The organism is Parvibaculum sp. (assembly GCF_035325945.1).
Taxonomy (GTDB): Bacteria; Pseudomonadota; Alphaproteobacteria; order Parvibaculales; family Parvibaculaceae; genus Parvibaculum.
On record NZ_DAOKYX010000035.1, the window covers coordinates 1 to 26312 of the forward strand.

General features: G+C 65.1%; 28 protein-coding genes, 1 tRNA gene, 1 pseudogene and 1 riboswitch. Of the genes and pseudogenes, 9 read left to right on the forward strand and 21 right to left on the reverse strand.

Features of this window, described 5'->3' with window-relative positions:
- The first annotated feature begins 12 nt into the window (after positions 1–12).
- Positions 13–342, forward strand: a complete 330-nt coding sequence (locus PKA57_RS13280) for a 4a-hydroxytetrahydrobiopterin dehydratase (protein ID WP_324301386.1) — start codon at positions 13–15, stop codon at positions 340–342.
- Between the two features lie 71 nt (positions 343–413).
- Here the strand turns inward: PKA57_RS13280 and PKA57_RS13285 are convergent, their stop codons facing one another.
- Entirely contained in the window at positions 414–1196 is a 783-nt protein-coding gene (locus PKA57_RS13285) for an SDR family NAD(P)-dependent oxidoreductase (protein ID WP_324301335.1), read from the reverse strand.
- Positions 1197–1420: 224 nt separating this feature from the next.
- Here PKA57_RS13285 and PKA57_RS13290 point away from each other — a divergent pair, with 224 nt between their 5' ends.
- Positions 1421–1816: a YkvA family protein gene (locus tag PKA57_RS13290; RefSeq protein WP_324301338.1), complete on the forward strand. Its 396-nt coding sequence runs from the start codon at positions 1421–1423 to the stop codon at positions 1814–1816.
- On the opposite strand, the gene PKA57_RS13295 is transcribed toward PKA57_RS13290, so the two are convergent.
- The gene (locus tag PKA57_RS13295; protein WP_324301340.1) at positions 1813–2715 is read right to left on the reverse strand and encodes a LysR family transcriptional regulator; all 903 of its coding nucleotides are present in this window, start codon (positions 2713–2715) and stop codon (positions 1813–1815) included. The genes PKA57_RS13290 and PKA57_RS13295 overlap by 4 nt on opposite strands.
- A gap of 104 nt (positions 2716–2819) precedes the next feature.
- Here PKA57_RS13295 and PKA57_RS13300 point away from each other — a divergent pair, with 104 nt between their 5' ends.
- Positions 2820–3422 (forward strand): pyridoxamine 5'-phosphate oxidase family protein, encoded by a 603-nt coding sequence (locus PKA57_RS13300; RefSeq protein ID WP_324301341.1) that lies wholly within the window; start codon positions 2820–2822, stop codon positions 3420–3422.
- Positions 3419–3838, forward strand: coding sequence for a nuclear transport factor 2 family protein (locus tag PKA57_RS13305; protein WP_324301343.1), 420 nt, complete (start codon positions 3419–3421; stop codon positions 3836–3838). Before PKA57_RS13300 ends, PKA57_RS13305 begins: the two co-directional genes overlap by 4 nt.
- Positions 3839–3860: 22 nt before the next feature.
- Here the strand turns inward: PKA57_RS13305 and PKA57_RS13310 are convergent, their stop codons facing one another.
- Genes PKA57_RS13310 through PKA57_RS13320 form a run of 3 tightly spaced genes read right to left on the reverse strand, consistent with a single transcriptional unit; the run spans position 3861 to position 6905 of the window.
- Positions 3861–5090, reverse strand: coding sequence for a serine hydrolase domain-containing protein (locus PKA57_RS13310; RefSeq protein ID WP_324301345.1), 1230 nt, complete (start codon positions 5088–5090; stop codon positions 3861–3863).
- Between the two features lie 42 nt (positions 5091–5132).
- Complete coding sequence (locus tag PKA57_RS13315) at positions 5133–5864, reverse strand: GDSL-type esterase/lipase family protein (protein ID WP_324301347.1); 732 nt, start codon at positions 5862–5864, stop codon at positions 5133–5135.
- A 42-nt stretch (positions 5865–5906) separates the two neighbouring features.
- On the reverse strand, positions 5907–6905 hold the full coding sequence (locus PKA57_RS13320; RefSeq protein ID WP_324301349.1) for an NADPH:quinone oxidoreductase family protein: 999 nt from the start codon (positions 6903–6905) through the stop codon (positions 5907–5909).
- Between the two features lie 198 nt (positions 6906–7103).
- Between PKA57_RS13320 and PKA57_RS13325 the strand changes: the two genes are divergently transcribed.
- Together PKA57_RS13325 and rlmN are read left to right on the forward strand one after the other, a co-directional pair.
- A complete protein-coding gene (locus PKA57_RS13325) occupies positions 7104–7646 on the forward strand; it encodes a hypothetical protein (protein ID WP_324301351.1) in 543 nt (180 codons plus the stop codon).
- A gap of 119 nt (positions 7647–7765) precedes the next feature.
- The gene (gene rlmN / locus PKA57_RS13330; RefSeq protein WP_324301389.1) at positions 7766–9019 is read left to right on the forward strand and encodes a 23S rRNA (adenine(2503)-C(2))-methyltransferase RlmN; all 1254 of its coding nucleotides are present in this window, start codon (positions 7766–7768) and stop codon (positions 9017–9019) included.
- On the opposite strand, the gene PKA57_RS13335 is transcribed toward rlmN, so the two are convergent.
- Complete coding sequence (locus PKA57_RS13335) at positions 9016–9651, reverse strand: glutathione S-transferase family protein (RefSeq protein WP_324301353.1); 636 nt, start codon at positions 9649–9651, stop codon at positions 9016–9018. The two genes, rlmN and PKA57_RS13335, sit on opposite strands and share 4 nt — an antisense overlap.
- Positions 9652–9766: 115 nt before the next feature.
- Positions 9767–10363, reverse strand: a complete 597-nt coding sequence (locus tag PKA57_RS13340; RefSeq protein WP_324301355.1) for a 2-hydroxychromene-2-carboxylate isomerase — start codon at positions 10361–10363, stop codon at positions 9767–9769.
- Positions 10364–10500: 137 nt separating this feature from the next.
- On the opposite strand from PKA57_RS13340, the gene PKA57_RS13345 reads away from it, so the two are divergent.
- On the forward strand, positions 10501–11730 hold the full coding sequence (locus tag PKA57_RS13345) for an argininosuccinate synthase (protein WP_324301357.1): 1230 nt from the start codon (positions 10501–10503) through the stop codon (positions 11728–11730).
- Positions 11730–12266, forward strand: a complete 537-nt coding sequence (ppa, locus tag PKA57_RS13350; RefSeq protein WP_324301359.1) for an inorganic diphosphatase — start codon at positions 11730–11732, stop codon at positions 12264–12266. Before PKA57_RS13345 ends, ppa begins: the two co-directional genes overlap by 1 nt.
- Positions 12267–12278: 12 nt before the next feature.
- Here the strand turns inward: ppa and PKA57_RS13355 are convergent, their stop codons facing one another.
- The 6 genes from PKA57_RS13355 to PKA57_RS13380 all read right to left on the reverse strand — a co-directional run bounded on the left by PKA57_RS13355 (position 12279) and on the right by PKA57_RS13380 (position 17276).
- A complete protein-coding gene (locus PKA57_RS13355) occupies positions 12279–12950 on the reverse strand; it encodes a DNA-3-methyladenine glycosylase I (RefSeq protein ID WP_324301362.1) in 672 nt (223 codons plus the stop codon).
- Between the two features lie 75 nt (positions 12951–13025).
- Positions 13026–14510: a serine hydrolase domain-containing protein gene (locus tag PKA57_RS13360; RefSeq protein ID WP_324301363.1), complete on the reverse strand. Its 1485-nt coding sequence runs from the start codon at positions 14508–14510 to the stop codon at positions 13026–13028.
- Positions 14507–15517 (reverse strand): aldo/keto reductase, encoded by a 1011-nt coding sequence (locus tag PKA57_RS13365; protein ID WP_324301364.1) that lies wholly within the window; start codon positions 15515–15517, stop codon positions 14507–14509. The genes PKA57_RS13360 and PKA57_RS13365 overlap by 4 nt, the downstream gene beginning before the upstream one ends.
- 13 nt (positions 15518–15530) lie before the next feature.
- Positions 15531–16454: a bifunctional methylenetetrahydrofolate dehydrogenase/methenyltetrahydrofolate cyclohydrolase FolD gene (gene folD, locus PKA57_RS13370; RefSeq protein WP_324301366.1), complete on the reverse strand. Its 924-nt coding sequence runs from the start codon at positions 16452–16454 to the stop codon at positions 15531–15533.
- 19 nt (positions 16455–16473) lie between these two features.
- A riboswitch (ZMP/ZTP riboswitch) is annotated at positions 16474–16558 on the reverse strand.
- A gap of 92 nt (positions 16559–16650) precedes the next feature.
- On the reverse strand, positions 16651–16971 hold the full coding sequence (locus tag PKA57_RS13375; RefSeq protein WP_324301368.1) for a DUF167 family protein: 321 nt from the start codon (positions 16969–16971) through the stop codon (positions 16651–16653).
- An 8-nt stretch (positions 16972–16979) separates the two neighbouring features.
- A complete protein-coding gene (locus PKA57_RS13380) occupies positions 16980–17276 on the reverse strand; it encodes a YggT family protein (protein WP_324301370.1) in 297 nt (98 codons plus the stop codon).
- Positions 17277–17527: 251 nt separating this feature from the next.
- Between PKA57_RS13380 and PKA57_RS13385 the strand changes: the two genes are divergently transcribed.
- A tRNA-Ala gene (locus PKA57_RS13385) sits at positions 17528–17603 on the forward strand.
- 59 nt (positions 17604–17662) lie between these two features.
- Here the strand turns inward: PKA57_RS13385 and PKA57_RS13390 are convergent.
- The 8 genes and pseudogenes from PKA57_RS13390 to PKA57_RS13425 all read right to left on the reverse strand — a co-directional run bounded on the left by PKA57_RS13390 (position 17663) and on the right by PKA57_RS13425 (position 25969).
- Complete coding sequence (locus PKA57_RS13390; protein WP_324301372.1) at positions 17663–19021, reverse strand: PQQ-dependent sugar dehydrogenase; 1359 nt, start codon at positions 19019–19021, stop codon at positions 17663–17665.
- A gap of 32 nt (positions 19022–19053) precedes the next feature.
- Positions 19054–19755: pseudogene (locus PKA57_RS13395) on the reverse strand (glutamine amidotransferase); the annotation flags it as partial.
- Between the two features lie 224 nt (positions 19756–19979).
- The gene (locus tag PKA57_RS13400) at positions 19980–20750 is read right to left on the reverse strand and encodes an SDR family oxidoreductase (protein WP_324301374.1); all 771 of its coding nucleotides are present in this window, start codon (positions 20748–20750) and stop codon (positions 19980–19982) included.
- Positions 20751–20753: 3 nt separating this feature from the next.
- A complete protein-coding gene (locus tag PKA57_RS13405) occupies positions 20754–21545 on the reverse strand; it encodes an enoyl-CoA hydratase/isomerase family protein (protein WP_324301376.1) in 792 nt (263 codons plus the stop codon).
- A 29-nt stretch (positions 21546–21574) separates the two neighbouring features.
- Positions 21575–22768, reverse strand: coding sequence for an acyl-CoA dehydrogenase family protein (locus PKA57_RS13410; protein WP_324301378.1), 1194 nt, complete (start codon positions 22766–22768; stop codon positions 21575–21577).
- A 10-nt stretch (positions 22769–22778) separates the two neighbouring features.
- A complete protein-coding gene (locus PKA57_RS13415) occupies positions 22779–23954 on the reverse strand; it encodes an acyl-CoA dehydrogenase family protein (RefSeq protein ID WP_324301380.1) in 1176 nt (391 codons plus the stop codon).
- Position 23955: 1 nt separating this feature from the next.
- Positions 23956–24768: an enoyl-CoA hydratase-related protein gene (locus PKA57_RS13420; RefSeq protein ID WP_324301382.1), complete on the reverse strand. Its 813-nt coding sequence runs from the start codon at positions 24766–24768 to the stop codon at positions 23956–23958.
- 142 nt (positions 24769–24910) lie between these two features.
- Positions 24911–25969, reverse strand: coding sequence for a YCF48-related protein (locus PKA57_RS13425; protein ID WP_324301384.1), 1059 nt, complete (start codon positions 25967–25969; stop codon positions 24911–24913).
- Positions 25970–26312: the final 343 nt, after the last annotated feature.

Genomic DNA, 26312 nt, shown 5'->3' on the forward strand with positions numbered 1-26312 from the left:
TTCATTCATCCCATGATCGCCCGGAGGCCTTCAATGATCGAAAGACTGACAGATGCAGCGCGCAGAAAGGCGCTTCAAAGCCTGAAGGGCTGGACCAAGGTGAGAGGCCGCGACGCCATCGCCAAGACCTATCTCTTCAGGGATTTCAACGAGGCTTTCGGCTTCATGAGCCGCGTGGCGCTCGCCGCCGAAAAGTCCGACCACCATCCCGAATGGTTCAACGTCTACAACAAGGTCGAGGTGACGCTGACCACGCATGACGCGAACGGCGTCTCCGAGCGCGACATCAGGCTCGCGCAATTCATGGACCGGATCGCCGGCCGTGCCGGCCGGGCGAAATAGGCCGGCACCCTGGACGCAAGAAAGCCCCGGAGTTTCCTCCGGGGCTTTCGTCGTTTCCGTCGCCGGAAATATTAGCGCGGCGCCATGCGGATCGCGCCGTCGAGGCGGACCGTTTCGCCGTTGAAGTAGCCGTTCTCGATCATCTGCAGAGCGAGCGAGGCATATTCCACCGGGTTGCCGAGACGCGAGGGGAACGGCACCTGGGCGCCGAGCGCCTGACGCACCTTCTCCGGCGCGCCCGCGAGCAGCGGCGTATCGAAGATGCCGGGCAGGATCGTGTTGACGCGGATCGCTTCGCGCGAGAGGTCGCGCGCGATCGGCAGCGTCATGCCGACGACGCCAGCCTTGGAGGCCGAATAGGCCGCCTGGCCGATCTGGCCGTCGACCGCCGCGACCGAGCCCGTGTTCACGATCGCACCGCGATCGCCATCCGGCAGCGGATCGAGCGAGAGCATGCCGGCCGCCGACTTCGCGATGCAGCGGAACGTGCCGACGAGGTTGATCTGGATGATGAGGTTGAACTTGTCGAGCGGGAAGTGCTCGGCCGCGCCCGTCTCCTTGTTGCGCGAGGCGGTCTTGATCGCGTTGCCCGTGCCGGCGCAGTTGACGAGGATGCGCTCCTGGCCGATCGCCGCGCGAACCTTCGCGAAGCCGGCATCGACGCTCGCTTCATCGGTCACGTTGACCTTCGCGAACACGCCGCCGATTTCCTTCGCGAGCGCTTCACCCTTTTCTTCCTGAAGATCGAAGATGCCGACCTTCACGCCCTTCGCGGCAAGCGCGCGCACCGTCGCCGCGCCGAGGCCCGATGCGCCGCCGGTGACGATGGCGCTGATGCTTGAATCGAGTTTCATTCGTCCATTCCTTCTCTGCCGACCGCGCGGTTCGCCGCGTCGGATTGGCGCCGATTTAACAAATTCGCGCGGCCGAGTGCGAGCCCAAAAGTGCCTATGGCAAAAGGATTTGGCGCCTCGGCCGATTGACGCAGGGTCCGCCTTGCCTTGCAGGAGGCCACCCGGTGCCCCATCTTGTTCCTGCCGGGCGAAAGCCCGGCGTCCTAACAGGCGCGGATGGAAAAATGTCGCAAAGAGACGCGGAATCCAGTCTCGAAAATCCGGATCTGGCCCTGCCCGCCGTCCTCGCACGGAACGAGGAGACGGTCCGCCAGGGCTTCTGGAAGAAGATGGCGCGCGTCGCGGGTCGCGTCCCTTTCGCCGAGGAAGCGGCCTCCGCCTGGTTCTGCACGCGCGATCCCGCAACGCCGCTTCGCGTCAAGGCGACGCTTCTCGGCGCGCTTGCCTATTTCGTCCTGCCCGCCGATCTCATTCCCGATTTCGTCGCCGGTCTCGGCTTCACCGACGATGCGACCGTCCTCATGGCGGCGATCGGCCTCGTCTCGAGCCACATCAAGCCTGCCCATCGCGCCGATGCGCGAAAGGCGCTCGGCCTGCCCCCGCTCGACGGAAAATCCTAGCGCCGCGCGAATTTCGCCCGGAGCGCCGGGACGAGCCTCTCGGCAAAGACGCGCGACTTCGCGGGCACATGCCGGCCCGCCGGCTGCACGACATGGATCGGCAGTTCCTCCGGCTCCTGCGCGGCGAGAATGCGTGTGAGCCGTCCTTCGCGGACGAGGCTTTCCGTCTGGTAGGACAGGAGCCGCGCAATGCCGACCCCTGAAAGCGCCGCGTCGATGGAGGCTTCGATCGAGGTCACGGAAAGGCGCGGCGACACCGTGACCGCCCGCCTTGTGCCCTTCTGCCCGAAACTCCAGACCTGCTGACCGGCGGCCGGCCCCGCGACGACGATGCAGTCGTGCCGCGAAAGCTCGGATGGAGATTTCGGCGTGCCGCACCGCTCCAGATAGTCAGGGCTCGCATAAAGTCCCCGCGTGACCGAGCCGACCTTTGTGGCGCGCAGGCTCGAATCCTCGAGCGGGCCGATCCTCACGCCGAGATCCATCCCCTCATCGACGAGCGACACATAGCGGTCGAAAAAGAAGAACCGCATGGTCACATGCGGATAGGCGCGCAGGAATTCCGTCGCCACGGGCAGCACATGCAGCCGCCCGAAGATGAAAGGCGCGGTGATGGCGAGAAGCCCCTGCGGCTCGTCGCGCTCGCGCGTGGCCGCCGCCTCTATCGCCTCGAATTCGGCAAGCAGCGCGCGGCAGCGCTCGTAATGGCGGCGTCCCGCATCGGTCAGCGACACGGCCCGCGTCGTCCTCTGGAGAAGCCGCGTACCGAGACGCTCCTCGAGCGCCGCGACGGCGCGCGACACCGCGGCCGGAGAGCGGCCGAGCCGCCTCGCGGCGCGGACGAAGCTCTCCTGCTCGGCCACGGCCACGAAGACAGAAAGCGCGTCGAGCCTGTCCATCTATTATTCCGCTTTCCGGAACAGAGAAGCCCGATATTTGCAGATTAATCTTCCGGGTGGAACACCCGATATTTCCGCCAGACCGGACACAATGGAACGGCCATATGAGTCAATTCGTGAGTGATATCGCCTTTACCCCGGCCGTGAAGGCCCTTCAGGAAAGGCGCGGCAGCCGCGCCCATTACGAGAAGCGCGACATGCGCGACCGGCTTTCGCCGGATGTCGCCGCCTTCATTGCGGAGAGAACGTCCTTCTACTTCGCCACCGCCAGCGCTGAAGGCCAGCCCTATATCCAGCACCGCGGCGGGCCGAAGGGTTTTCTGCGCGTGCTCGACGACCGCACGCTCGCCTTCGCCGACTATGCCGGCAATCACCAGTACATCACCGTCGGCAATCTGAGCGAGAACGCCCGCGCCTACATGTTTCTCATGGATTACGCGACGCGCACGCGCGTCAAGATCTGGGGACGCGCCGAAGTCGTCGAGGATGCCGCGACCATCGCCATGCTGATGCCAGAGGGCTATCGCGCCCGCCCCCTGCAGGCGATCGTCTTCGCCATCTCCGCCATCGACTTCAATTGTTCAAGCCACATTCCGCAGAAATTCGACGCCGACGAGGTCGCCGGCGCGCTCGCGCATCTGCAATCGAAGATCGACATGCTCGAAGCCGAGCTTGCCGCCCTCAAATCCGCAAAGGAGCCATCATGACGACACCGACACCCATCAAGCCGCCCTTCACGCGCGAAACGGCCGCGGCCAAGGTCCAGGCGGCGGAAGATGCGTGGAACTCACGCGATCCCGACCGGGTGGCGCTCGGCTATGCGGTCGATTCCCAATGGCGCAACCGCAGCGAATTCGTGAAAGGCCGCGACGAGATCAAGGCGTTCCTGCGCCGCAAATGGGCGAAGGAACTCGGCTACAGGCTGAAGAAGGAACTCTGGGCCTTCGACGGCAACCGCATCTCCGTCCGCTTCGAATATGAGTGGCACGACGACAGCGGCCAGTGGTACCGCTCGCATGGCAACGAGAACTGGGAGTTCAATCCCGACGGATTGATGGGCCGCCGCGAGGCCAGCATCAACGATATTCCCATCCGGGAAGAAGAGCGCAGATTCAAGGCCTGATCCGCGCTCTTCAGCCGTTCTCTCAAACGGTCCAGACGCCGCTCGCATTGGAGCGATAGCCAAGCGAGCGATAGGCGGCATCGACAAGCGCCTGACCGCGCTCGTTGAGCAGGATGCCCATGCCCATGCGGTTCATGTTGTAGCCGAAGCTCATGCGCGCTTCCGGATCGGCAAAGCCGATCGAGCCGCCCATGCCGACATGGCCGAATGCGGCATCCGACAGAATGACGCTCGAACTCGGCGCATTCGGCACCTTGCGATTGTCCATCGACTTCATGAAGCCGAGCGCGAAGCGCGTGGGGATGAGAAGCGTCGCATCTTCATGCGTGGCCATGGCGACGCGGCCCATGCGGGCGAGCGTGTCGGCGGAGACGAGCTTGCCGCCGCCATTGGCGAGCGGCGCGTAGATCCCGGCAAGCCCCCGGCCGTTGGAAATGCCGTTGGCCGAACCGATCTCGGCCGCATGGCACTCGCGCGAATTGAAGTTGGCGCCGCCATTGTTCAGGAGGAAGAGCGAGGCGATCGACTTCGGATCGCTCATCACGGCCTGCGTGAATTTCGACGGGGGCGCCGACGGATCGGGCACGGCATAGATCATCGGCGCGACGCGCGGCTCGATCTCCTCCGGCAGGCCGATCCAGAAATCGAGGCCGAGCGGGCCCGCCACCTCGTCGCGGAAGAAGGCGCCGAGGCGCTTGCCCGCCGCGCGATGAACGATCTCGCCCACCGTCCAGGCGAACGTCACGCCGTGATAGCCATTGCGCGTGCCGGGTTGCCAGAAGGCTTTTTCCCGCGCGATGAGATCGACCATGTGGTCATAGTCGTAATAGGCGCCATCCTTCAGCGTCTCGCGCAGATGCGGCACGCCGACCGAATGGTCGAGCAGCATGGAGACGGTCGCCTCCTCCTTGCCGTTCTGCGCGAATTCCGGCCAGTATTTCGCCACCGGCGCATCGAGATCGAGAAGCCCGCGATCGGCCAGCATATGGGCGCAAATGGCCGCCGCTCCCTTGGTGCAGGAAAAGACGATGGAAACCGTGTCGCGCGTCCAGGCGTCGCCCTCGCGCGCCTTTCGCCCGCCCCACAGATCGACGACGGTGCGGCCTTCGAGCGTGATCGACACATTGGCGCCGACCTCGTCCCGCGACTCGAAATTCTCGACGAAGGCCTCATAGACCTCCTTGAATTTCGGATCGTATTCGCCCTCGATCCGGCCCGCTTTCGTTTCGCGGCTGACCTGTTCTGCCGGCATGCGTTCTCTCCCTGTTGTTATGTCCTGCGCTCCGAGGCGCATTTATTCGATGGCATGAGCCGCCTCGCCCGTGCCCTGGCCGGCGGCGAGAAGAGCGGCCCTGATTTTCTCCGCGAGGAGAGCATATCCCCTCGCATTGAGCGACAGCCCGTCCCAGCGGAAAAGCTCCCTGCGGATATTGTCTCTCATATCGAACATCTGCGAGGCCACGTCGATATAGTGGAGGTCCGTCCGGGTCCTGACATATTCCTCGATGAGTTCGTTGGCGCGCCTTGCCCCGTACCAGCGCGAAACGCGCATGGGCGAGGGGCGGATCGAGACGAAATAGACCGGAGCCTCGACGCCCTGCGCGCGCAGCGTATCGACGAAAGCCTTGAAATCGTCGAGCACGTCCTCCGGCCTCCTGCCGCGCACATCCGACAGATCGGCCTCGCCCGCGATGAGCACGATGGCGCGCGGTCGATAGGGAACGATGATGCGCGCCGCGTAATGCGCGACATGCGAGATCTGCGCGCCGCCGAAGCCCCGCTGGATGACGGGGATCGGCGCCATGTCGGCGGCAAGCGTCTCCCAGAGCCGCACATCGTCCGCGCCGACGAAGAGCACCGCATCGGCCGGCGGCGGGTTCGAGACATCGCGGCGCTCGAAGGCCGCAATGTCTCCCTCCCAATAGGAAGCCTGGCCCGAAGCCAGCAGCACATAGACGAGGAAACCGAAGAAGGCGACGACGACGAAGCCCGCCGCCGCGCCGATCATCACAAGCGTTCGCCCCATGGGCCGCCGCCTCCCCCTCGCCTCTGCCTCAGGCTTCCCCGATCAGGGCACCAGTACGATCTTGCCCTTGACCTTGCGCGCGGCCATGTCGTTCAGCGCCTCGGCCACCTCGGTGAACTTGTAGGTGCGCGAGACATGCGGGCGCAGCTTGCCCGCCTTGAACCATGCCATCAGCTCCTTCAGGTTCTCCTGATGGCGCTGCGGCTCGCGGCCGGTAAAGGCGCCCCAGAAGACGCCGACGATCTGGCAGCCCTTGAGGAGCGCGAGATTGAGCGGAATTTTCGGAATGGGCCCCGAGGCGAAACCGACCACGAGGAAGCGCCCCTCCCAGTTCGTCGCCCGGAGCGCCGGCTCCGAATAGTCGCCACCGACGGGATCGTAGACGACATCGGCGCCCTGGCCGCCGGTGAGTTCCTTGATCTTGTCGGAAAGCTCGCGCTGCTGGTCCTTGTCGAGCGGTCCTGCCGGATAAAGGATCGTCTCATCGGCGCCATGCTCGCGGCAGACGGCGAGCTTGTCCTCGGACGAGGCGGCCGCGATCACCCGCGCGCCCATCGCCTTGCCAAGCTCGACGGCGGCAAGGCCGACGCCGCCGGCCGCGCCCAGCACCAGCAGATTCTCGCCGGGCTTCAGATGCGCCCGGTCCTTGAGCGCGTGATGCGACGTGCCATAGGTCATGAGGAAGGCCGAAGCCGTCACGAAATCCATCTCGGCCGGAATGGGCGTCGCCCGCGCCTCGTCGATGGCAATCTCTTCGGCAAAACCGCCCCAGCCGCACGAGCCGATGACGCGGTCGCCTGCCTTGAGCCGGGTCACGCCTTCGCCGACCTTCTTGACGACGCCGGCAACCTCGCCGCCCGGCGAGAAGGGGAGCGGCGGCTTGAACTGGTACTTGTTCTCGATGATGAGCACGTCGGGGAAGTTGACCGCCGCCGCATGGACCTCCAGAACGACCTGGCCCTTTTTGGGTTCCGGCGAAGGAACCTCCTCGATGACGAGCTTCTCCGGCGGACCGTATTCCTTGCACAAGATGGCTTTCATGGGCTTCCCCTGTCTCTAGTGAATATCGCTGCCTCTGACTTACCACAGCGCGCCGCAAAGTCGCCAGATTTGCAGGCCACCATTCCAGCCCTCGAACGGCCTTTCCCGCAAACGAGCCCGCCCTCCAGTCTGGAAATTGCCCTCCGCCCCCGGTATGGTCATGCCGTCTTTCCATCGGCAAGGAATGAGTCCCTATAAATGCTGACAAGCACGCGCCTATTTGCCGCCGCGGCCATCGCAGCCGCCACTCTCGGCTTCACCGCTGCCGCCGGCGCGGCCGATGCCCCGAAGCTTCTCGGCAAGTTCGACGACTGGGCCGCCTACAGCTATGGCAGCGGCAACGACCGCATCTGCTATGTGCTTGGCGAGCCGAAGACGCAGGAGCCCAAAGGGGCGAAGCGCGGCGATGTCTATTTCATGATCACCCATCGCCCCGGCCGCAACATCCGCAACGAGATCAGCATGCGCGCGGGCTATGCCTTCAGCGCCACCTCCAAGCCCTTCGCCACGATCGGCAAGGACAAGTTCCAGATGTTCACCGGCGTGCCCGAAGGGGGCGAGCACCAGTATTGGGCCTGGCTCGACAAGACCGACGACGAGGGCCGCATGGTGAAGGCGATCCGCGCCGGCGCCTCCATGGTCATCAAGGGCACTTCGGCGAAAAAGACCACCACCACGGATACTTACTCGCTGAAGGGCTCGAGCATGGCCCTTTCCAAGATCGACACCGCCTGCAAGTGACGCGGAAAGGCCTATAACCGGGCCTTGCCCGCAAGATTGGCGTCCGCCCGCCCGTTTGTGCTATGACCCCGGCGAAACCGGCCCCCATGCCTGATCCGGCGGGGCCGCAGGACGAGCACATGGCGACGAGCCTCGATATCAGCCACGAGAAGCGCGCGAGCGCCCGGCAATCCGGGCCGCTGCCCGCGCTTGCGCCCCATCCGGCCCCGGACGCGCCCGCAGGCAAGCCGAACCTTGTCGGCCTGAGCCGCGAGGCGCTTGGCGAGGCGCTTCTGTCCCTGGGGCTGCCCCGCAACCAGATCAGGATGCGCGTCGGCCAGCTCTGGAACGCGATCTATCATCGCGGCCTTTCCGATTTCGCCGACATGACGACCCTCTCCAGGGAGCTGAGGGCGAAGCTCGAGGAAGCCTTCGTCGTCGCCCGGCCCGAAATGGTTGTCGAGCAGAAATCGGTCGACGGCACGCGCAAATGGCTCCTCAGGCTCGCACCCGAGAAACCGGGCATGCCGGGCCCCGAGATCGAGGCCGTCTATATCCCCGAGGAAGGGCGCGGAACGCTCTGCATCTCGAGCCAGGTCGGCTCCACCCTCACCTGCCCTTTCTCCCATACGGGCACGCAGAAGCTCGTGCGGAACCCCACCGCCGGCGAGATCGTCGGCCAGCTTCTCGTCGCCCGCGACGCGCTCGGCGAATGGCCGGATTCCAGCCGGAACTCGAACGACCGCCTCGTCACCAATATCGTCATGATGGGCATGGGCGAGCCGCTCTACAATTTCGAGAATGTGCGCGACGCGCTTGATATCGTCTCGGATGGCGAGGGGCTGTCGCTCTCCAAGCGCCGCATCACGCTTTCCACATCGGGCGTCGTGCCGATGATCGAGCGGACGGGCAGCGAAATCGGCTGCATGCTCGCCGTCTCGCTCCATGCGGTCAATGACGAGACGCGCGACAGGCTCGTGCCGCTCAACAAGAAATATCCGATTGCGGAGCTTCTGGATGCCTGCCGGAACTATCCCGGCGTTTCCAACGCACGGCGCATCACCTTTGAATATGTGATGCTCAAGGGCGTCAATGACAGCCTCGCCGATGCGCGGGAACTCGTCCGTCTGCTGAAGGGTATTCCCGCCAAGATCAACCTGATCCCCTTCAACCCCTGGCCGGGCAGCCCCTATGAATGCTCCGACTGGGCGACGATCGAGAAATTCGCCGATGTCGTGAACCGCGCGGGCTATGCGAGCCCCGTGCGCACGCCGCGCGGTCGCGACATCATGGCGGCCTGCGGCCAGTTGAAGAGCGAAACCGTGAAGGCGCGGGCGAGTGAGCGCTTCAAGACCGCGCAGACGGCGCCAGACGCCTCCATTTCGGAAAGCTAGGCCGCCCGGTCCCGCAACTGATCCGTCGCCGCGAAGCTCGGCCGCGCGCGCATGCGCTCGAGCCAGCGTGAGGACAAGGGCGCGCGTTTCAGGGCGGCGTCTCCCTCCGCCGTCATGCTGGCGAAATGGAGATGCGGAAAGAGAAAGCAGTCGGCCAGCGAGATCTCGTCGCTTGCGAGAAATTCGTGATGTCGCAGATCTTTCTCGATGAGCGCAAGCTGATGCACGAATTCCGTTACCGCCTGCGCGATGAGCGCCTCATCGGGCCGTCCGCCCCGCATCGGCACGAGAAGCCGCTGCTTGGCGAGCCCGTTCGTCATCGTCGGAAACATATGCGCGTTGACGAGGCTGACCCAGCGCAGCATCTCGGCGCGTTCGAGCCCGTCCGCGGGTTGCAGCTCCGGCCCCTCGAAAGCCTCGTCGATGTAATGCGCGATGGCGAGCGTCTCATAGAGAAATATCGCGCCATGCTGGAGCACGGGCGAGCGCGCGAAGGGATGCAGCTTTCTGTGCGTGTCGGAGCCCGGCTCTAGCGCACTGACCGACCACGGGACGCCTTTTTCGGCGGCGACAAGGCTCGCCGTCCAGAGATAGACGCTCATGGGCTGTGAATGAAAGATGATGGTGCTCATCGGTCTCTCCATCACTGGCGCAACATGCCGAAACAAGGAGATCGTCGTCCCACCCCGATCGCGCAAGAGGCGCAAGCGAGGCTCCACGAAAAAACCACACTGCGATTCCGGAAACTCAACCCCGCGACCTTGCCCATTGAAGCGCCGCCTCGAGCCGGTCATTGCCCCAGAAAAGCTCGTCGCCGACGACGAAACTCGGCGCGCCGAAAATTCCCTTCGCGATGGCTTCCTGCGTTTGCGTCTTGAGCCGCGCCTTGTTTTCATCCGACGCGGCGCGCTCGATGATCGAAGCCGCGTCCAGGCCGAGCGCGCCCAGTATTCCGGTGAGCACCGCTTCGTCGGAAATGTCCTTCCGCCCGGCGAAATTGGCCTCATAGACGGCGCGCGTGAAGCCGGGGCCCCAACCCTCTTCCGCGCCGAGAAGCGCGATCCTCGCCGCTCTGAGGCCGTTCTGCGGAAAGCTCAGCGGCTCGCGGAGCGCCAGCCCCTCGGCGGCACAGATGCGGGCAAGATCGCGCCACATATAACGGCCCTTGGCTGGATAAATGTTGAAAGGACTGTCGCTCCACCCCTGAGCGGCGAAGATCGGCCCGAGCAGGAATGGCCTCCAGCGCAGCTCGACGCCGGCCGCCGCCGCTAGGCGTTCCGCGCGCATCGCCGCCGGATATGAATAGGTGCTTGCAAATTCGTACCAGAACTCGACGGCTGTCATGCGGGAGCCTCCTCCAGTGCCATTACGGCAAATTGGGGATCGGCCTCGCCCATCACAAGTGGGGAGCGCCCCTTGCCGCCGAACCGGATTTCCCTATGATGCGCCGCAAAATCTACCCGCCCCCGGAAGGTGATGCGATGACCAGCGCGAAAGACGTGAAGAAAGTTGTGCTTGCCTATTCGGGCGGCCTCGACACTTCGATCATTCTGAAATGGCTGCAGACGACCTATGGCTGCGAGGTCGTCACCTTCACGGCCGATCTGGGTCAGGGCGAGGAGCTGGAGCCGGCGCGCAAGAAGGCCGAAATGCTCGGCATCAAGGAAATCTACATCGAGGACCTGCGCGAGACATTCGTGCGCGATTACGTCTTCCCGATGTTCCGCGCCAATGCGCTTTACGAAGGTGTCTATCTGCTCGGCACCTCGATCGCCCGGCCGCTCATCGCCCGCCGCCAGATCGAGATCGCGCGGGAAACGGGGGCGGACGCCGTCTGCCATGGCGCCACCGGCAAGGGCAACGATCAGGTCCGCTTCGAGCTTTCCTATTACGCGCTCAATCCCGACATCAAGGTGATCGCGCCCTGGCGCGAATGGGATCTGACCTCGCGCACGAAGCTCATCGAATTCGCCGAAAAGCACCAGATCCCGATCGCCAAGGACAAGCGCGGTGAAGCGCCTTTCTCGGTCGACGCGAACCTTCTGCACACCTCGTCCGAAGGCAAGGTGCTGGAGGACCCGTCCGAGGAAGCGCCCGCCTATGTCTATCAGCGCACCGTCTCGCCTGAAGATGCGCCTGACAAGCCGACCTATATCGAAGTGGGCTTCGAGAAGGGCGATGCCGTTTCCATCGACGGTGTGAAGCTCTCGCCGGCCGCCCTTCTCACCAGGCTGAACGAGCTTGGCGGCAAGAACGGCATCGGGCGCCTCGACCTCGTCGAGAACCGCTTCGTCGGCATGAAGTCGCGCGGCGTCTACGAAACGCCGGGCGGCACCATTCTGCTCGCCGCCCATCGCGGCATCGAATCGATCACGCTCGATCGCGGCGCCATGCATCTGAAGGACGATCTGATGCCGCGCTACGCCGAACTCATCTATTACGGCTTCTGGTGGAGCCCCGAGCGCGAGATGCTGCAAGCGCTGATCGACAAGAGCCAGGAAATGGTGACCGGCACCGTGCGCCTGAAGCTCTACAAGGGCTCGGTCTCGGTCGTCGGCCGCTCATCGCCCTATTCGCTCTATTCCATGGCCCATGTTACCTTCGAGGAAGACGCGGGCGCCTATGACCAGAAGGACGCTCAGGGCTTCATCAAGCTCAATGCCCTGAGGCTTCGTCTTCTCGCGGCACGCAACAAGCGGATCCAGGGCTGATGCGTATAGAAGCCATTCCCGTCGGCAAGAACCCGCCTCATGACATCAACGTCATCATCGAGGTGCCGCATGGCGGCTATCCGGTGAAGTACGAGATGGACAAGGCGTCGGGCACGCTTTTCGTCGATCGCTTCATGCATACGGCCATGCAGTATCCGGCGAATTACGGCTTCGTGCCTCACACCTTGTCCGACGATGGCGATCCGGTGGACGTGCTCGTCGTGAGCCGCATCCCGGTCGTTCCGGGCGCGGTCGTCCGTGTGCGCCCCATCGGCGTCCTGATGATGCATGACGAGGCCGGACAGGACGAGAAGCTCCTTGCCGTGCCGGTCGAGAAGCTCAATCCCTATTACAAGAACGTCAAGAGCTACACCGACCTGCCCGAAATCCTCATCCAGCGCATCGCCCATTTCTTCGAGCACTACAAGGATCTCGAGGAAGGCAAATGGGTGCGGATCGAAGGCTGGCAGGGCCCCGAGGAGGCGGAGAAGATCATCCTCAAGGCGATCGAGGCGGCGAAGGCCGCCGAAGCCTGAGGACGGCACTCCTCACACGTCGATCGAGAAGCCGAGCGTGCGGCTGATCTCGGTGAAGGAACGTCCGCTCTCCTTGCGCCAGCGCGCGAACGCCGCCTGCACGGCCTCCATGGCCTTGCGGGAGGATGGCGGCTTGTCGATCACCTTCGCCGCGATGAGAGCCGCCAGCACCGATTCTGAAAGCACGAAGCTGTCGACGCCCTGAGAGCGCAGAAAATATTGCGCCGAGCGTCCGGATAGCCGGCTGCCGCGCTTCTTCAGAAATTCCAGAAGCTCCAGATAGCGCTCCGGCGCGAAGGATGCGAAGAAGGCTCCGGCCGAGCCATGCTCGCGCGCGAGATCGACGATCAGGCGGGCATTTTCCACCGTCGCCCTGATTTTCGCCCCGTTACGCACGATGCGCTTGTCGCTTGCGAGCCGCGCCATGTCGTCACCCGAATAGAACGCGACGTGGTGCGGCTCGAAATGGTCGAAGGCTTCCTCGAAGCCCGGCCATTTCTCCTCGATCACCTTCCAGGAGAAGCCCGCCTGAAAAACCGCTCTCGTCATGGCGGCAAGCCAGCGATCGTCCGGAATCTTCTTCAGGGCGGCGGAGGATTTGGGCTTTGCCAGCAGTCTTTCCAGCGCCGCCTCCCCGCCGTGACGGCGCGCCGCGCGCGCATGGATCGTCTTGAAACTTTCCATCTCCGCCCTCCTGTCGCCCGATCATAGCGCCACCGGCCGACGGCGCCCATAGGCCGCGAGCGGAGCATCCGGGCGTCAGGGCAGCGTCCAGCTTCCATTGAGGCCGAAGACGTTGCGCGCCACATCCTGCGCCAGCGCGCTGCCCTCCCGGCTGTTGGTGAGCACGATGACGCCCGCGCGCCGCGCCGGGTCCATGACCATAAGGCTCTCAAAGCCCATGCGCGAACCGCGCGCCCAGAGTGTCTCTCCCGAGGCATCCGTCCTGATGCCGATGCCGAGCCCCCAGCCATAGGGCGGATCGACCTCGACCCGCTCGGCGACCATCCGCGCCCGCAACGCCTCGCCCACCCCCTTGCCGTCCATGAAGCCGATCATGAAATGCGCCATGTCGCCCGCATTGGTGCGGAAGGACCGCGCGACATTGGGCGCGCTGTCGATCCCGAGCCGCGAAAAACGCGGAACACCGAGCATCCACTCGAAAAAGAGAAGGCTGATCGCGAAGGCAAGCGCGAGCGAGTAGCCGAGCGCCGTTCCCTCCGACGCTTCGGGCCCACGCGAGATCACGCCGTCGCGCGAACTGATGACCCCGACGAGCCGGAAGATGTAATAGATGACCCCGCCGAGAAGGCCGACTGCGAGCGCATAGCCGACCGATGTGGCGATGACGAAGGCGCCATGCGCAAGGCCGAGCCCGTACCAGACCACCGAGACGGCGAAGACGAGACCGGCCGTCAGCGGCCACAGAAGGTCGCCCGGCTCGATCCGTCGCTGCAGCCCGAAGCGCACGACGCCCCAGACGAGAGCGAGCACGAGAAGCGCCGAGGCGCCGAAAGGCAGATAGAAGAGAAGAACCGGAAAGCTCAACGGCACGTAGCCCCGCGCGAGGTTTGCCCGGTCCGCGGCGCGGATGACGAAGCCGGAACTCTTCATGCCCAGCGGCTCGAAGACGCGCTTCGACATGACTTCGCCGATGCGCTCGCCGGAAACCGCCTCCATCGCATGCTGGAGGTAGAGAAAGCCGACAGCCGAGTGGAAGAAGTGCGTACCCGGAGCAAATCGCGTCGAGCGGCTCGGATGGGCAGCATTGTCGGGCAGCCCCGATGTGTGTGTCAGGACCTGACGCAGCGTGACGAGCCTGCTGTCATCGGCGTTCTTGAGCCAAGGCTTCGGGAGGTCGCGCGAGAGCGGCGCATCGAGAAAGAGAAGCTTGTCCTGAACGAGGCCGAGCGCGGCATAGGCCGCCACCGTCTCGCCGATCTCGCCCGCTTCGAAAAGAGTGGCAGGCGTCACCGGCGTATCCGAGCCCCTGTCCGCCTTGCCGAAGGTCGCCGAATAGATGATCGCGCCATCCGCAACGATGGCGATGCTCGCGCCCGGAACGTCGAACCGCTTCATCCGCTCCGGCACATAGATGCCGAGCGCGCGGACCATCTCCTCGCGCGGCCATGCGAGCATCCCGCCCGCCGAACGCTGATCTTCCGCGAACGCGGGATGGAGCGCCGCGGCAAGCATCGTCATCGCCGCGAGCAGGGCGGATAGGATGAAGCGCGCCCTCGTCACAGAGGCGCATCCAGCGGAATGCGCGGCACCTGCCGCCTGAGGCCGAGCGCATCGATCCGCCGCACGGTTTCGGCATCGAGCGGGCCTTTCGCCTCGGCATCGAGAACATCCTCGAGCTCGCGGCGGTTCTTGACGCCGATGACGAGCGTGTCGACGCCTTCGATGGCGAGCGCATAGCGATGCGCGAGATGTGCCGGCTCCTCGCCGAGTTCGGCGGCGAGCGCGCGGAAGGGCGCCGCCTTGCGATAGTCCTGCATTTCGGGATCGTCGGCTGGAAGCGGCCGGTCGAGCGCCGCGGTCAGCGCGCCGGCCTGCACCGCGCGGATGCCCATGACGCCGACACCGTTGTTCTTCGCGGTGCGGATGATGTTGCGCGGCTCCGGCGGCTCCAGATAGCGCCTCATGCCGCCTGCGGAATCGAGCAGATTGGCGACCGCCTGCACGACGGCGGGCTTGGGCTCGCCGCGCAGCGCCTCCATGATCGAGCGCGGCAGGCCGGTGCCCGTGATTCCCCAGGCACCGATGAGCCCCTTCGTCTTCAGCCGCTCGAGGGCCGGGATCACCTCGCCCACATAGACCGCCCATGAAACGGCGGCCCGCTCATGCATTTCGGGCGCGCCTTCGTAGACATAACCGTCGGGATGGATATTGGAATGCAGGAAGAAGATGTCGGCCTGCTCGCGCCTCAGCGTCGCAAGGCTGCGAAGGAGCGAGGCTTCGAGCCGGGCGGCAATGTCGCCGAAGTGGCTTGCGCCGATCATGCATTTCGTCGTCACGCGCAGATGGGACGGCCAGTTCCCCTCGAATGTCGCGCCGGCCACCGCCTCCGCCTCGCCCCGGCCATAAAGCGGCGCGAGATCGAGAAGCGTGATGCCACGATCGACGGCGAGCTTCACCGTGGCGATCGCCTCCTCGCGCGTCGTCGGACCCCAGATCTGGCCGAGACCGCCGCCGCCAAGCGTCAGCGCGCTTACCGGCCACAGCGCTCCCAGTTCGCGCGTCTCCATCCGTCAGTCCCCGTCAGAAATCATCCGGCAGCGCCAGACCGTGCTGGCGGCACGCCGCGATGACCGTGTTCCTGAGAAGGCAGGCGACCGTCATCAGCCCGACGCCACCCGGCACCGGCGTGATCCAGCCCGCGACCTTCGCCGCCTCGTCGAAGGCGACGTCGCCCACGAGCCGCGTCTTGCCCTCGCCCTTTTCCGGCGCGGGAATGCGGTTGATGCCGACATCGATGACGATGGCGCCGGGCTTCACCCAGTCGCCACGCACCATATTGGGCCTGCCGACGGCCGCGACGAGAATATCGGCCTCGCGCGCGAGCGCGGGCAGATCGCGCGAGCGGCTATGGGCGATCGTCACCGTACAGTTTTCCCTGAGCAGAAGCTGCGCCAGCGGCTTGCCGACGAGATTGGAGCGCCCGATCACCACCGCATGAAGCCCGTCGAGCGGCCCGCCCACGGCGCGTTTGGCCATGAGGAGGCAGCCCTCGGGCGTCGCGGGCACCATGGCGGGAAGCCCGCTCGCAAGCCGCCCCGCATTGAGCGGGTGGAGCCCGTCCGCGTCCTTCACGGGATCGATCGCGTCGATCACCGCCTGCTGGCTGATATGGTCCGGAACCGGAAACTGCACCAGAAACCCGTGAACATTTCCGTCGGCGTTCAGCTCACGGACCTTGGCGAGAAGCGCCTCCTGCGAAGTCTCGGCCGGGAGGCGGTATTCATAGGAATTCATCCCCGCCTCGCGCGTCGCTATCCCCTTGTTGCGGACATAGACCTCGCTCGCCGGATCGTTGCCGACGAGGACCACGGCGAGCCCGGGCGTGAGGCCATGCTCGCGCTGGAGCCGCTGCACCTCGGCGGCGACCCGCGCCTTGAGGGCGGTCGCGCTGGTCTTGCCGTCCAGTATGTTGTCTGCGGGCAGTCGGGATGGGGAATTGGACATGGAGGCGCCTCGATCGAGAGTGGAATGCCCAGGCGCGCGGCGGGTCCGTCCCTGCGCTTCCCGGTGGTCAGGTCCACCTCGCATCGCCAGTCACGCAAGGAATGGGACCGCATCATAAGGAGGGTGCGCGCGCTCCGCAATTCCCGCAGAGGCAAAGCCTGCACCCGGCCGGACCCGATTGTCCCAGCCGATTATCTCAGGCGAGCGTCTCGAACCAGGCGGCGATCCGCGCCCCCGCATCGGCACCGTGAACGACGACCGTCTTCACCCGGCCGGTTTCGCCCGCGGCGATCTCGATGGCGCTTGGCGGAAGGCCCCATGCCTTGGCGAGGAGCTTCACCACGGCGGCATTGGCCTTGCCCTTTTCGGGAACCTCCTTGACCCGGACGCGAAGGAAGCTCCGCCCGTCGGCATCGGCCCCGAGCCCCTCGATCCGGCTCGCCCCGCCCTTGGGCGTGACCCTGATGGCGACGGCGATCGCATCGCGAAGTGTCCGCAAAGGCAGGGAGGGCACCATCCCGCCTGTCAGAAGCCCGTCTGGAGCGAGCCGTAGACTTCCCAGATCAGGTTCTGGACGAAGAACAGCAGGAGCAGCAGCACGACCGGGGAAATGTCGATCCCGCCGAGATCAGGCAGAATGCGCCGGATCGGCGCCAGCACCGGCTCGGTGACCCGGTAGAGCACATCGACCACGGTGTAGATGAAGCGGTTCTGCGTGTTGACCACGTTGAAGGCGATGAGCCAGCTCAGCACCGCGCTGGCGATGATCACATAGATATAGAGCTGGATGACCTGGGTGATCAGGATGAGAAGGGATTGCATGGGCCTCTGCTTTTGCGAGCCTTGAACACGGAGCCTTGCGGGCGGCATGGGCAGAACGCCGCCGGACCGCGCTCCGTCCGGGTTTCAGATGTAAAGGGCGCGGCCGCGGCATTCAAGCCGCTTCGGAGTGCCCCGCCCGCCGGCCCCGGCCCGGCGCCACCGGGCGCCCCCGGGCGCCGATCTTTGACGCCCCGCCCTCGAGCGATCTCTTGACACATTCGCGCGCGCCCCCTAAAGAACCGGCTCTATCCGGGGCCGTAGCTCAGTTGGGAGAGCGCCTCGTTCGCAATGAGGAGGTCAGCGGTTCGATCCCGCTCGGCTCCACCATTTCCCGGAAACAGAGACTGGCCGACAGGCCGCCGGCGTGACCCGCCAGGCGGGCGCCCTCAGGGTGCGCTCACCGTGATGGGCGGTAATGTGTGGAGCGCGTTGGGGGCCGGCATCGCGCCCGACCAGGTCACGCGCCAGATCACATTGGCCATGTCGTCCGAAACGAGCATGGAGCCGTCGCGCGCCTCGGCAAGCCAGGCCGGCCTTCCCCAGACCTCCGTCGCGGCCTCTGCCGCCTTGTCCGCGCGCTGACCCGGCTGACCGAACCCCGTCATGAACGTCTCGTAGCCGCCCTGCGGCCTGCCATCGCGGAAGCGGACGCGCACGACCTCATAGCCCGAGGGGCGCCCGCCCGACCATGCGCCGTGAAGGGCGACGAAGGCGTCGCCCTTGTACTCCTGCGGAAAGTCCTCGCCCTTGTAGAAGAGGAGGCCGAAGGGGCCGGACTGGGGCGCGAAAAGCACATCCGGCGTCAATGTCGCCTGCACGAGATCGGGCCTCAGATCGCCGAATTGCGGATCGGGATGCGCGCCGAGATAGGCATAGGGGAATCCGTAGAAGCCGCCGCGAACCACGCGCGTCAGATAATCGGGCACGAGCCCTTCGCCGAGCCCCTCGCGCTCATTGACCACGGCATAGAGATCGTTCGTACCGGGATAGAACGCCATGCCGACTGGATTGCGAAGGCCCGACGCGAAGGTCGTCTGGAGATAGCCGTCCGCCCTGAATTTCTGGATCGTGGCGCGCGGGCTCGCCTCCTCGGCCACGTTCCGCTTGCTGCCGATCGAAACATAGAAGTGCTTGCCGTCGGGCGCGAAAACGATTTCGCGGGTGATGTGCCCGCCACCCTCGCCGAGCGCGCCGGGGCGCGTCACCATCTCGCGCGGGCGTGCCTTGAGCGCGCCATCGTCGAAGGGCAGGCGCCATATCGCGCGCCGATCGGCGACATAAAGCGCGCCGTCCCGGATCGCAAGACCGGACGGCTCGCGGAAGCCTTCCGCGAAGACCGCCTTCGTCTCGGCGATGCCGTCGCCATCAGCATCGCGCAACACCACGATGTCGCCATGGAAGGTCTGCGCGACAAGAACATCGCCATTGGGCGCGACCGCCATTTCGCGCGGGCCCGAGAGATCGCCGGCGAAGACGCTGACGTGAAAGCCCTGCGGCACTTTCGGCAGCACGCCTTCGGGCCGGTCCACATTCTCGGCCACGACGCGCGGCGGCGCGGCGCTGTAGGGCGCGGGCAGATCGGAAGCGCGTAGTTCGTAATGCTGGCCCACCGTTTCATGGGGCCCGGCCTCAGCCACCCCGCCCGCCAGCATGGCCGCGAAAAGCGACGCGCCAAGGAGCGCCACCCGCCGGCCGAAGCGCAGGGCGGAGAACGGTATCGCGCGATGCCCGGTCATGTTTCGCATGAGACGATAGCCCTCGCACAAAGCCGCACCGGTCAGCCTGCGCTTTCGGCGGGCAGCCAGTGATCGATGAAACGCGACAGCCAGGCCCGGAGCCCCATGTCGTAGCGCATGCGCCCTTCGCGATGATGCGCGTCGGGCTGGGCGCCGGGGAGATGAAGACGATGGCGGGCAAGCACGAGCCACGCATTCATCATCAGCGATGTAAGCTCGGGATGGAACTGGATGCCATAGGCCGACTTGCCATAACGCATGGCCTGCACCGGAAAGTCCTGCCCCTCGGCAAGCTGCACGGCGCCGCGCGGCAGATCGAAGCCTTCCACATGCCATTGATAGACATATTGCGGATTCTCGAAGAGATGCGCGCCCTCGCTCGTCGGGCGAACCGGGAAATAGCCGATCTCGCATCTCTTGTCCTCGCGGCCATAGACGCGCGCGCCGAGGTTCTTCGCCATCATCTGGGCGCCGAGGCAGATGCCGAGATAGGGCTTCTCCTCCTTGAGCGGAACGGAGATCCAGTCCGTCTCGGCGCGGATGAACGGCAGATCGTCATTGGCGCTCATGGGCCCGCCGAAAATGATCGCTCCATCATGTGCTGCCATCGTTTCAGGTAGCGGATCGCCCAGCGCAGGGCGGCGGATGTCGAGTTCGCAGCCGCGCGCCCGCAACTCCTGCGCCACCCGGCCGGGATTCGAGCGCTCCTGATGGAGAATGATGAGAATGCGGCGTGCCATGCTATTCGTCGAACTTGCCTCGCGACCGCCCGGTTTGAACGCATCGGCTTGCGGGCAGCGCGCAAATTATCCTGAGTTTATGCGCGACGGGCCCTGAAACCATCAATTACCGGGCATGTTTTATCCGGAGCATCGATCATGTTCTGGATCATGCTCTTGGCAAAATTATGTCCCTCACCCTTAAAGACAAGGTAAGGGACATTTTGGCCACACCTGGCATGGGGTTCTTACATGGCGCTGATGCCGCCATCGAGCTTGATTTCCGCGCCGGTCATGAATTTCGACTCGTCGGAGGCGAGATAGACGACCGCATAGGCGACATCGTCGGGATCGCCGACCATGCCGAGCGGAACCTGCCTCGCGAGCTTCTTCACCAGATCCTCGCGCGACATGCCGCGCGCCATGCCATCGAGGATCGGCGTGTCGATGAAGGTCGGGTGGATCGTGTTCGAGCGGATGCGGTAGCCCCGCTTGGCGCAATGGAGCGCAACCGATTTCGACAGGAGCCAGACGCCCGCCTTGGCCGCGTTATAGGCCGCCATATTGTGCCCGGCGATGAGGCCCGCAATGGACGAGGTGTTGATGATCGAGCCCGGCGCATGCGGGATCATGTAGGGGATCGCGTATTTGCAGCCGAGAAAGACCGAATCCACATCGACCGCCTGCACGCGCTTCCACGTCTCGAAATCCGTGTCCTCGACCGTCGTGCCGCCGCCGATGCCGGCGTTGTTGAAAAGCACGTTGATGCCGCCCATCGCCTTGTCGGCGGCGGCGAGCGCTTCCTTCCATTGCGTTTCGCTCGTCACATCGAGCGCGACCGAAAATGCGCGGCCCGGATAGAGCGCGTTGATTTCGTCTGCGACGGCAGCCGCGCCCTTCGCATTGATGTCGGCGACCGTGACCCTGGCGCCCTCCTTCGCAAGCATCAGCGCCGAGGCTCGGCCGAGCCCCTGCGCTCCGCCTGTCACGAACGCCATTTTTCCATCCACGCGGCCCATGGTTCATTCTCCTGTGAAGTTCGGTTTGCGTTTTTCGAGGAAGGCGCTGATCGCCTCCTGCTGATCCTTCGATGTCGCGGCGAGCGCGAACTGATCGCGATCCATATAGGTCACGGCCTGATTGAGCGCCTTCGCCGCCATGTCGATCGATTGCTTGGACATGCGCACGGCAACGGGCGGAAGCGCCGCGAACCTGCGCGCCAGCACCATCGCCGCGTCGAGCGCGCCTCCGTCTTCCGCCACCTCTTCGACGAGCCCCCATTCGAGTGCCTGTGGCGCGGGAAGTTTTTCGCCGAGAATGGTGAAGAGCTTCGCCCGCGCCGGCCCCATGAGGTTCACGAGGCGCGGATTGGAATGCCAGCTCATATTCATGCCGAGCGGAACTTCCGGCAGGCGGAAAAAGGCGCTCCGCCCTGCGACGCGGATGTCGCAGGCCGCCGCAAGCGCCACCCCGCCGCCGATGCAGAACCCTTCGACCGCCATGATCGTCACCTGTTCGAGCCGCTCCCAGGCCGCGCACATCTCCGGCCCGATCCTGAGCGCGTGACGCCGGGCGAGAAGCCCCTTCTCCTTGCGCGAGGCAAGTTCCGGGTCGGTGAGATCGGCGCCCGCCGAGAAGGCCCGCGCCGTGCCGGTAATGACGATGGCGATGGTTTCCAGATCGTCCTCGAACGACCGCGCAACTTCGGTCAGCTCGCGCATCGCCGCGGCCGAAAGCGCATTGAGGCCGTCGCCCCTGTCGAAGCGGACGAGTGCGACCCTGCCCTCGCGTTCGATCCGCGTGAATTCTCCCATCATCGATCTCCGAATTGGCCGGCGGAACCTTACAGCATCGCCGTGTTGGTGGGCACGCCGAGGAAAAGGCGCCCCGTAAGCTCATAGGTCGCGTCGCTCACCATCATATGCTGCGTGGCGACATGCACGTCGCGGAAGTGGCGCTGCAATGCCGAGCTGCGATAGACCGACGTTCCGCCCGCAAGCGTATACATGAGATCGACGGTACGCGCCGCCGCGCGCACGGCATGCGTCGTCGCGAGCCTGATGTCGCGGCGATGCTCGATGGTGATGGCGCCATCGCGCGAAGCGGCTTCCCATGCCGCTCCCACCGTTTCGGCGAGAAAGGCGCGCGCCGAGCGCAGCAGCGCTTCGGCCTCCGACACGTCGAGATGCGCCTTGGCGCGAAGCGCCAGCGGCTTCGTCGAGCCTTGCGGCGTCTTTCCGCCCGCAAGCGCGATGAGTTCGTCGATCGCGCCGCGCGCGAGCCCCAGCGCCACACCGGCAATGCCGATGCCGAGAAGGCCGAAGGTCGGGAAGCAATAGAGCGGCCGGTCGAGCGGCCTGTCGCCGATGAGACTGACCGAGCGGCTATGCGGCACGAAAAGGTCGCCAACTTCGAAATCCGTGCTTCCCGTGCCCGCAAGGCCCGAGACGTCCCATGTGTCGAGGAGCGTCACATCGGCGGCGGGAAAGATCATCATCCGGTTCTGCGGAATGCCCTCGGGCGCCATGACGGGCTTTCCGTCCTCACCGAGAATGAGCGCGCCGCCCATGATGAAGGAGGCATTGCGCGAGCCCGAGCCCCATTGCCAGCGCCCGCTGACGCGATAGCCGGATATGCCGCCTTCCACAGCGGCGCGGGCCTGCCCGCGTGGCGCGAAGACGCCCGCCGTGATCGTCATCGGATCGCCGAAGATCGCGCGCGCTTCTTCCGGCCGCAGAAAGGCCGCGACCATGCCGCTCGTCGCCCCGATGAAAACGCACCACGCCGCCGAACCGTCGACGCGGGCGATCCTCTCCGCCACTTCGACGAGCCGCATGGGATTGGCTTCATGGCCGCCATAGGCGGCGGGAATGCAGAGCCGGTGAAGCCCGAGCCGCGCCGCATGATCGGCAAGCTCTTGCGGCAGGAAGCGATTGCGCTCGATCTCGTTCGAACGGCCCTTGAGCGCCGTGGCGAATTCTTCCGCCGCGATCAGCGGATCGGGAAGTTTCGCCGCAGTGGTTTCCTTCTCACCCATGCCCACTCCTTCAGGCCCCGAGCTTCAGCCGGTTGGCGATGTTGTTCTTCTGCATGTTGGAAGAGCCGCCGACGATCGGCAGACTCACCGCATCGCGCACATAGCGCTCCATGTCCATCTCGTCGGAAAGTCCGTAGGCGCCGGTGACGCGCTGGCACATCTGCGTGACCTCGGCCGCCGCCTCGCAGCAGAAGAGTTTCGCCATCGAGGTTTCGACGGAGCAGGGACGCCCCTGGTCGGCAAGCCAGGCGGCGCTGTAGAGCATGAGGCGCATGGCGCGGACCCTGGTGCGCGCCTCCGCGAGCGTGTGGCGGATCGCCTGATGGCCGGCGATGGGCCGCCCGAACTGCACGCGCTCCTCGGCATAGCTCCACGCATCGGCGACCGCGGCTTCCGCAAGGCCGAGGGCGCAGGCGGAAAGCTCGAGCTTCTCGACTTCGAGGGCGCGGCCCGCAAGCTGCTCCCAGCCGCGATCCCACATTTCCTCGCCGCCGAGAATGTTCGCCGCCGGCACCCGCACCTCATCGAAGGCGACATCCTTCGTCTCGACGCCGCGTATGCCGAGATGGCCGAGCGGCGTGATGGTGATGCCGGGAAGGGTCGGCGGCACGAGGATGATGGAAAGGTTCTTGTATCGTGCCTCCTTCGGCCCCGAGCGCACGAGGCAGAATATGTAATCGGCGATATGCGCGCCGGTGCACCAGCGTTTGGCGCCGTTGATGATGACCTCCTCGCCCTCGCGCCGCGCCACCGTCTCGACCGAGGCGAGATCGCCACCGACATTGGGTTCGGAAAGTCCGTAGGCGAAGAGAAGTCTGCCCGCCGCGACCTTCGGCAGAAGCTCCCGCTTCTGCGCTTCGCTGGCGCTTTCGCCGAGGTTCATGCCCGCATAGCAGACGGCCATGATGTAGGGACAGGCGACCGCGACCGAGCGCCGGGCAAGCTCCTCGATCACCGCCATGGTGGAATAGATGTCGATCCCCGCGCCGCCATAGCGCTCCTCGACGGTGAGGCCCATGAGGCCCATCTCGGCGAGCTTCGCCATCACCTCGCGCGGATAGATGTTGCCACGGTCCCATTCCCGCGCCTTGGCGCGCGGCATCTCCGCCTCGACGAAGCGGGCGACGCTCGCCCGCAGCAGGCGCACATGTTCCGGCTCGTCGAAATTCAGGGGAAGCCCGTCCATCTCAGCGGCCCTTGAAGACGGGCTTGCGCTTTTCGAGGAAGGCATGCACCGCCTCGCGGTGATCCTCGGTCGCGAAGGTCTGCATCTCATAGGCGACCGAGGCATCGAGGATCGAATGGGCGAGCTGCTTCAGGCCGATATTGACCGCGACCTTGGAATATTTGATGGCCATGATGGCGCCGCCCGCAAGCCGCGCGGCGAAGACATCGACCCGCGCATCGAGTTCGTCGTCCGGCACGACATGATTGACGAGGCCGATGCGCTCCGCCTCGCGCGCGGGCACGGGATCGCCCGTCATCAGATATTCCTTGGCGCGCGCATAGCCGACAAGTTGCGGCCAGATGATCGCACCGCCATCGCCCGCGACGATGCCCGCCCGCACATGCGGGTCCGCGAAGCGCGCGCTCTCGCCCGCGAAAATCACATCGCACATCAGAGCAAGCGTCGCGCCCAAGCCCACAGCGGGACCCCGCACCTTGGCGATGATCGGCTTTTCGAGATCGAGGAGCGAGAAGACGATGCGCTTGGCTTCCGCGGCGTCAGGCCCGGCCTCGCCCTTCTCGAAGGAGCGCTTCATCCAGTTGAGGTCGCCGCCTGCCGAAAACGCCGCGCCTTCGCCGGTGAGGATGACGACATCCGAGCCTTCGTCGCGCGCCGCATCGAGAAAGATTTCCGACAGCTCGCGATGCATCTCGCCATCGACCGCATTCATGAGCTGCGGATTGGAGAGCGCGAGCGTGAGCACGCGACCTTGCCGGCTTGCCTTGATGCGCCTGTAGCGCGCGAAGTCGATTGCGTGATGCTCCCCCGCCATCACATCCTCCTTTTCGTTTCGCAGATTGTGGCGCTGAACTCCGGCGATGGAAAGCGCGGCCTTTGCCCGCATCCGAAGGAGACCGCAAAAAGCAAAACCCCGGCCGCGAGGGCCGGGGTTTCCGGATTGCGTATGCTGCGCTTTAGCTGCCGGAGGTGAAGTGGAAGCCCACTTCCTTCTCGGCGGCTTCGGGCGTGTCGGGCTGCACCTTCACGCCGGGCTCGCCATAGACGACGATCTTGCCCTCGCCGCCCTGCGTCACGGCCACATAGCCGAGACGGTCGGCGCGCACGACCTCGGTGAAGTTCAGGCCCTTGTCGGAGCTGTAGCCGACATAACCCTGAAGGCCGACCAGCACCACTTCGCCATTCGGAAGCTCGACGCCGCCGCCGATCGACTTTTCGGTGCCGCTGTTGACCTTGGCCCAGGTGACGCCGTCATCGGTCGAGCGATAGACGTTGCCGCGCATGCCGAAGATGAGCGTCGAACCGTCGGAGAGCGAGAGGCCGCCCCAGAAGGAGCCTTCATAAGGCGTCTTCACCTCGTGGAAGGTCTTGCCCTGATCGGTGGAGCGATAGACCGTGCCGAATTCGGCGGCGACGAGGATCGTGCCGCTCTTTTCGGCGAAGACCATGTTGAGATGCGAATCCTCGGTGCTGCCCTCGACCAGCGAGCGCTGGTTCCAGGTCTTGCCGCCATCCTCCGTCTCGATGACGAAGGAGAACGCGCCCATGGCGAAGCCGTGGTTCTCGTTCACGAAATAGACGGACATGATCGGCGCCTGCGCCTTCGCATCATGATAGGAGAGCGTCCAGTGGTCGCCGCCATCGTCGGTGCGGAGCACGGTGCTGTCGTGACCGCCCGCGAAGCCGAGCTTGTCATTGACGAAATAGACGCTGGTGAGCGTCACCTGGGTCGGCACGGAAGCGGCCTGCTTCCAGGTTTCGCCGAGATCGTCGGAATAGATCACATGGCCGAACTCGCCCACCGCGATGAGCCGGTTGCCGGCCTTGGTCGCCGCGAGAAGAAGGTCCTTCGTCGCGAGCTTGGAGGGCGTGGCGTAGGTGACGGTTTCGCCGTTTGCCGCAGCGGCAGGCTGGGCTTCCTCGGCCTGAGCGCCGACGGGCGCCAGAGCGAAGACGAACCCGAGCGCGGCTGCGGACAGGGCCGTGGCAAGCGGCTTCAGGGCCGTCTTACGCATGAACTGGGTAAAAATCGACAACATGATGGCTGAGGCTCCCTCACTCGGACGTTTCCCGCGAACCGTCTCTGACCGGCTTCGAGATCTTTTGCGGACGGTTCTTTTCGTTCTTCGCCGGCTTCTTTCGCTGGCCGGTTCGCCTGGAATTCTAGCTCAAGCCGTCCGGATACTCCAAGCGCAGCCTGTGGGCAAGTCGCATCGTTCGGACAGAAATAAAGCCGGACCCTGGTATTCCAGGGCCCGGCTCGATGAGATTAGGCGCTTTTTTAGCGCACGCCAAGCTGACGGATGGCGTTCGGCGTGTAGCGGGACGGATCGAGCTCGTCGGCGAAGTAGTTGACCG

Coding starts and splice junctions, on each gene's coding strand:
- PKA57_RS13280 (WP_324301386.1), top strand. CDS start 13: ATGATCGCCCGGAGGCCTTCAATGATCGAAAGACTGACAGATGCAGCG.
- PKA57_RS13285 (WP_324301335.1), bottom strand. CDS start 1,196: ATGAAACTCGATTCAAGCATCAGCGCCATCGTCACCGGCGGCGCATCG.
- PKA57_RS13290 (WP_324301338.1), top strand. CDS start 1,421: ATGTCGCAAAGAGACGCGGAATCCAGTCTCGAAAATCCGGATCTGGCC.
- PKA57_RS13295 (WP_324301340.1), bottom strand. CDS start 2,715: ATGGACAGGCTCGACGCGCTTTCTGTCTTCGTGGCCGTGGCCGAGCAG.
- PKA57_RS13300 (WP_324301341.1), top strand. CDS start 2,820: ATGAGTCAATTCGTGAGTGATATCGCCTTTACCCCGGCCGTGAAGGCC.
- PKA57_RS13305 (WP_324301343.1), top strand. CDS start 3,419: ATGACGACACCGACACCCATCAAGCCGCCCTTCACGCGCGAAACGGCC.
- PKA57_RS13310 (WP_324301345.1), bottom strand. CDS start 5,090: ATGCCGGCAGAACAGGTCAGCCGCGAAACGAAAGCGGGCCGGATCGAG.
- PKA57_RS13315 (WP_324301347.1), bottom strand. CDS start 5,864: ATGGGGCGAACGCTTGTGATGATCGGCGCGGCGGCGGGCTTCGTCGTC.
- PKA57_RS13320 (WP_324301349.1), bottom strand. CDS start 6,905: ATGAAAGCCATCTTGTGCAAGGAATACGGTCCGCCGGAGAAGCTCGTC.
- PKA57_RS13325 (WP_324301351.1), top strand. CDS start 7,104: ATGCTGACAAGCACGCGCCTATTTGCCGCCGCGGCCATCGCAGCCGCC.
- rlmN (WP_324301389.1), top strand. CDS start 7,766: ATGGCGACGAGCCTCGATATCAGCCACGAGAAGCGCGCGAGCGCCCGG.
- PKA57_RS13335 (WP_324301353.1), bottom strand. CDS start 9,651: ATGAGCACCATCATCTTTCATTCACAGCCCATGAGCGTCTATCTCTGG.
- PKA57_RS13340 (WP_324301355.1), bottom strand. CDS start 10,363: ATGACAGCCGTCGAGTTCTGGTACGAATTTGCAAGCACCTATTCATAT.
- PKA57_RS13345 (WP_324301357.1), top strand. CDS start 10,501: ATGACCAGCGCGAAAGACGTGAAGAAAGTTGTGCTTGCCTATTCGGGC.
- ppa (WP_324301359.1), top strand. CDS start 11,730: ATGCGTATAGAAGCCATTCCCGTCGGCAAGAACCCGCCTCATGACATC.
- PKA57_RS13355 (WP_324301362.1), bottom strand. CDS start 12,950: ATGGAAAGTTTCAAGACGATCCATGCGCGCGCGGCGCGCCGTCACGGC.
- PKA57_RS13365 (WP_324301364.1), bottom strand. CDS start 15,517: ATGGAGACGCGCGAACTGGGAGCGCTGTGGCCGGTAAGCGCGCTGACG.
- folD (WP_324301366.1), bottom strand. CDS start 16,454: ATGTCCAATTCCCCATCCCGACTGCCCGCAGACAACATACTGGACGGC.
- PKA57_RS13375 (WP_324301368.1), bottom strand. CDS start 16,971: ATGGTGCCCTCCCTGCCTTTGCGGACACTTCGCGATGCGATCGCCGTC.
- PKA57_RS13380 (WP_324301370.1), bottom strand. CDS start 17,276: ATGCAATCCCTTCTCATCCTGATCACCCAGGTCATCCAGCTCTATATC.
- PKA57_RS13390 (WP_324301372.1), bottom strand. CDS start 19,021: ATGCGAAACATGACCGGGCATCGCGCGATACCGTTCTCCGCCCTGCGC.
- PKA57_RS13400 (WP_324301374.1), bottom strand. CDS start 20,750: ATGGGCCGCGTGGATGGAAAAATGGCGTTCGTGACAGGCGGAGCGCAG.
- PKA57_RS13405 (WP_324301376.1), bottom strand. CDS start 21,545: ATGGGAGAATTCACGCGGATCGAACGCGAGGGCAGGGTCGCACTCGTC.
- PKA57_RS13410 (WP_324301378.1), bottom strand. CDS start 22,768: ATGGGTGAGAAGGAAACCACTGCGGCGAAACTTCCCGATCCGCTGATC.
- PKA57_RS13415 (WP_324301380.1), bottom strand. CDS start 23,954: ATGGACGGGCTTCCCCTGAATTTCGACGAGCCGGAACATGTGCGCCTG.
- PKA57_RS13420 (WP_324301382.1), bottom strand. CDS start 24,768: ATGGCGGGGGAGCATCACGCAATCGACTTCGCGCGCTACAGGCGCATC.
- PKA57_RS13425 (WP_324301384.1), bottom strand. CDS start 25,969: ATGCGTAAGACGGCCCTGAAGCCGCTTGCCACGGCCCTGTCCGCAGCC.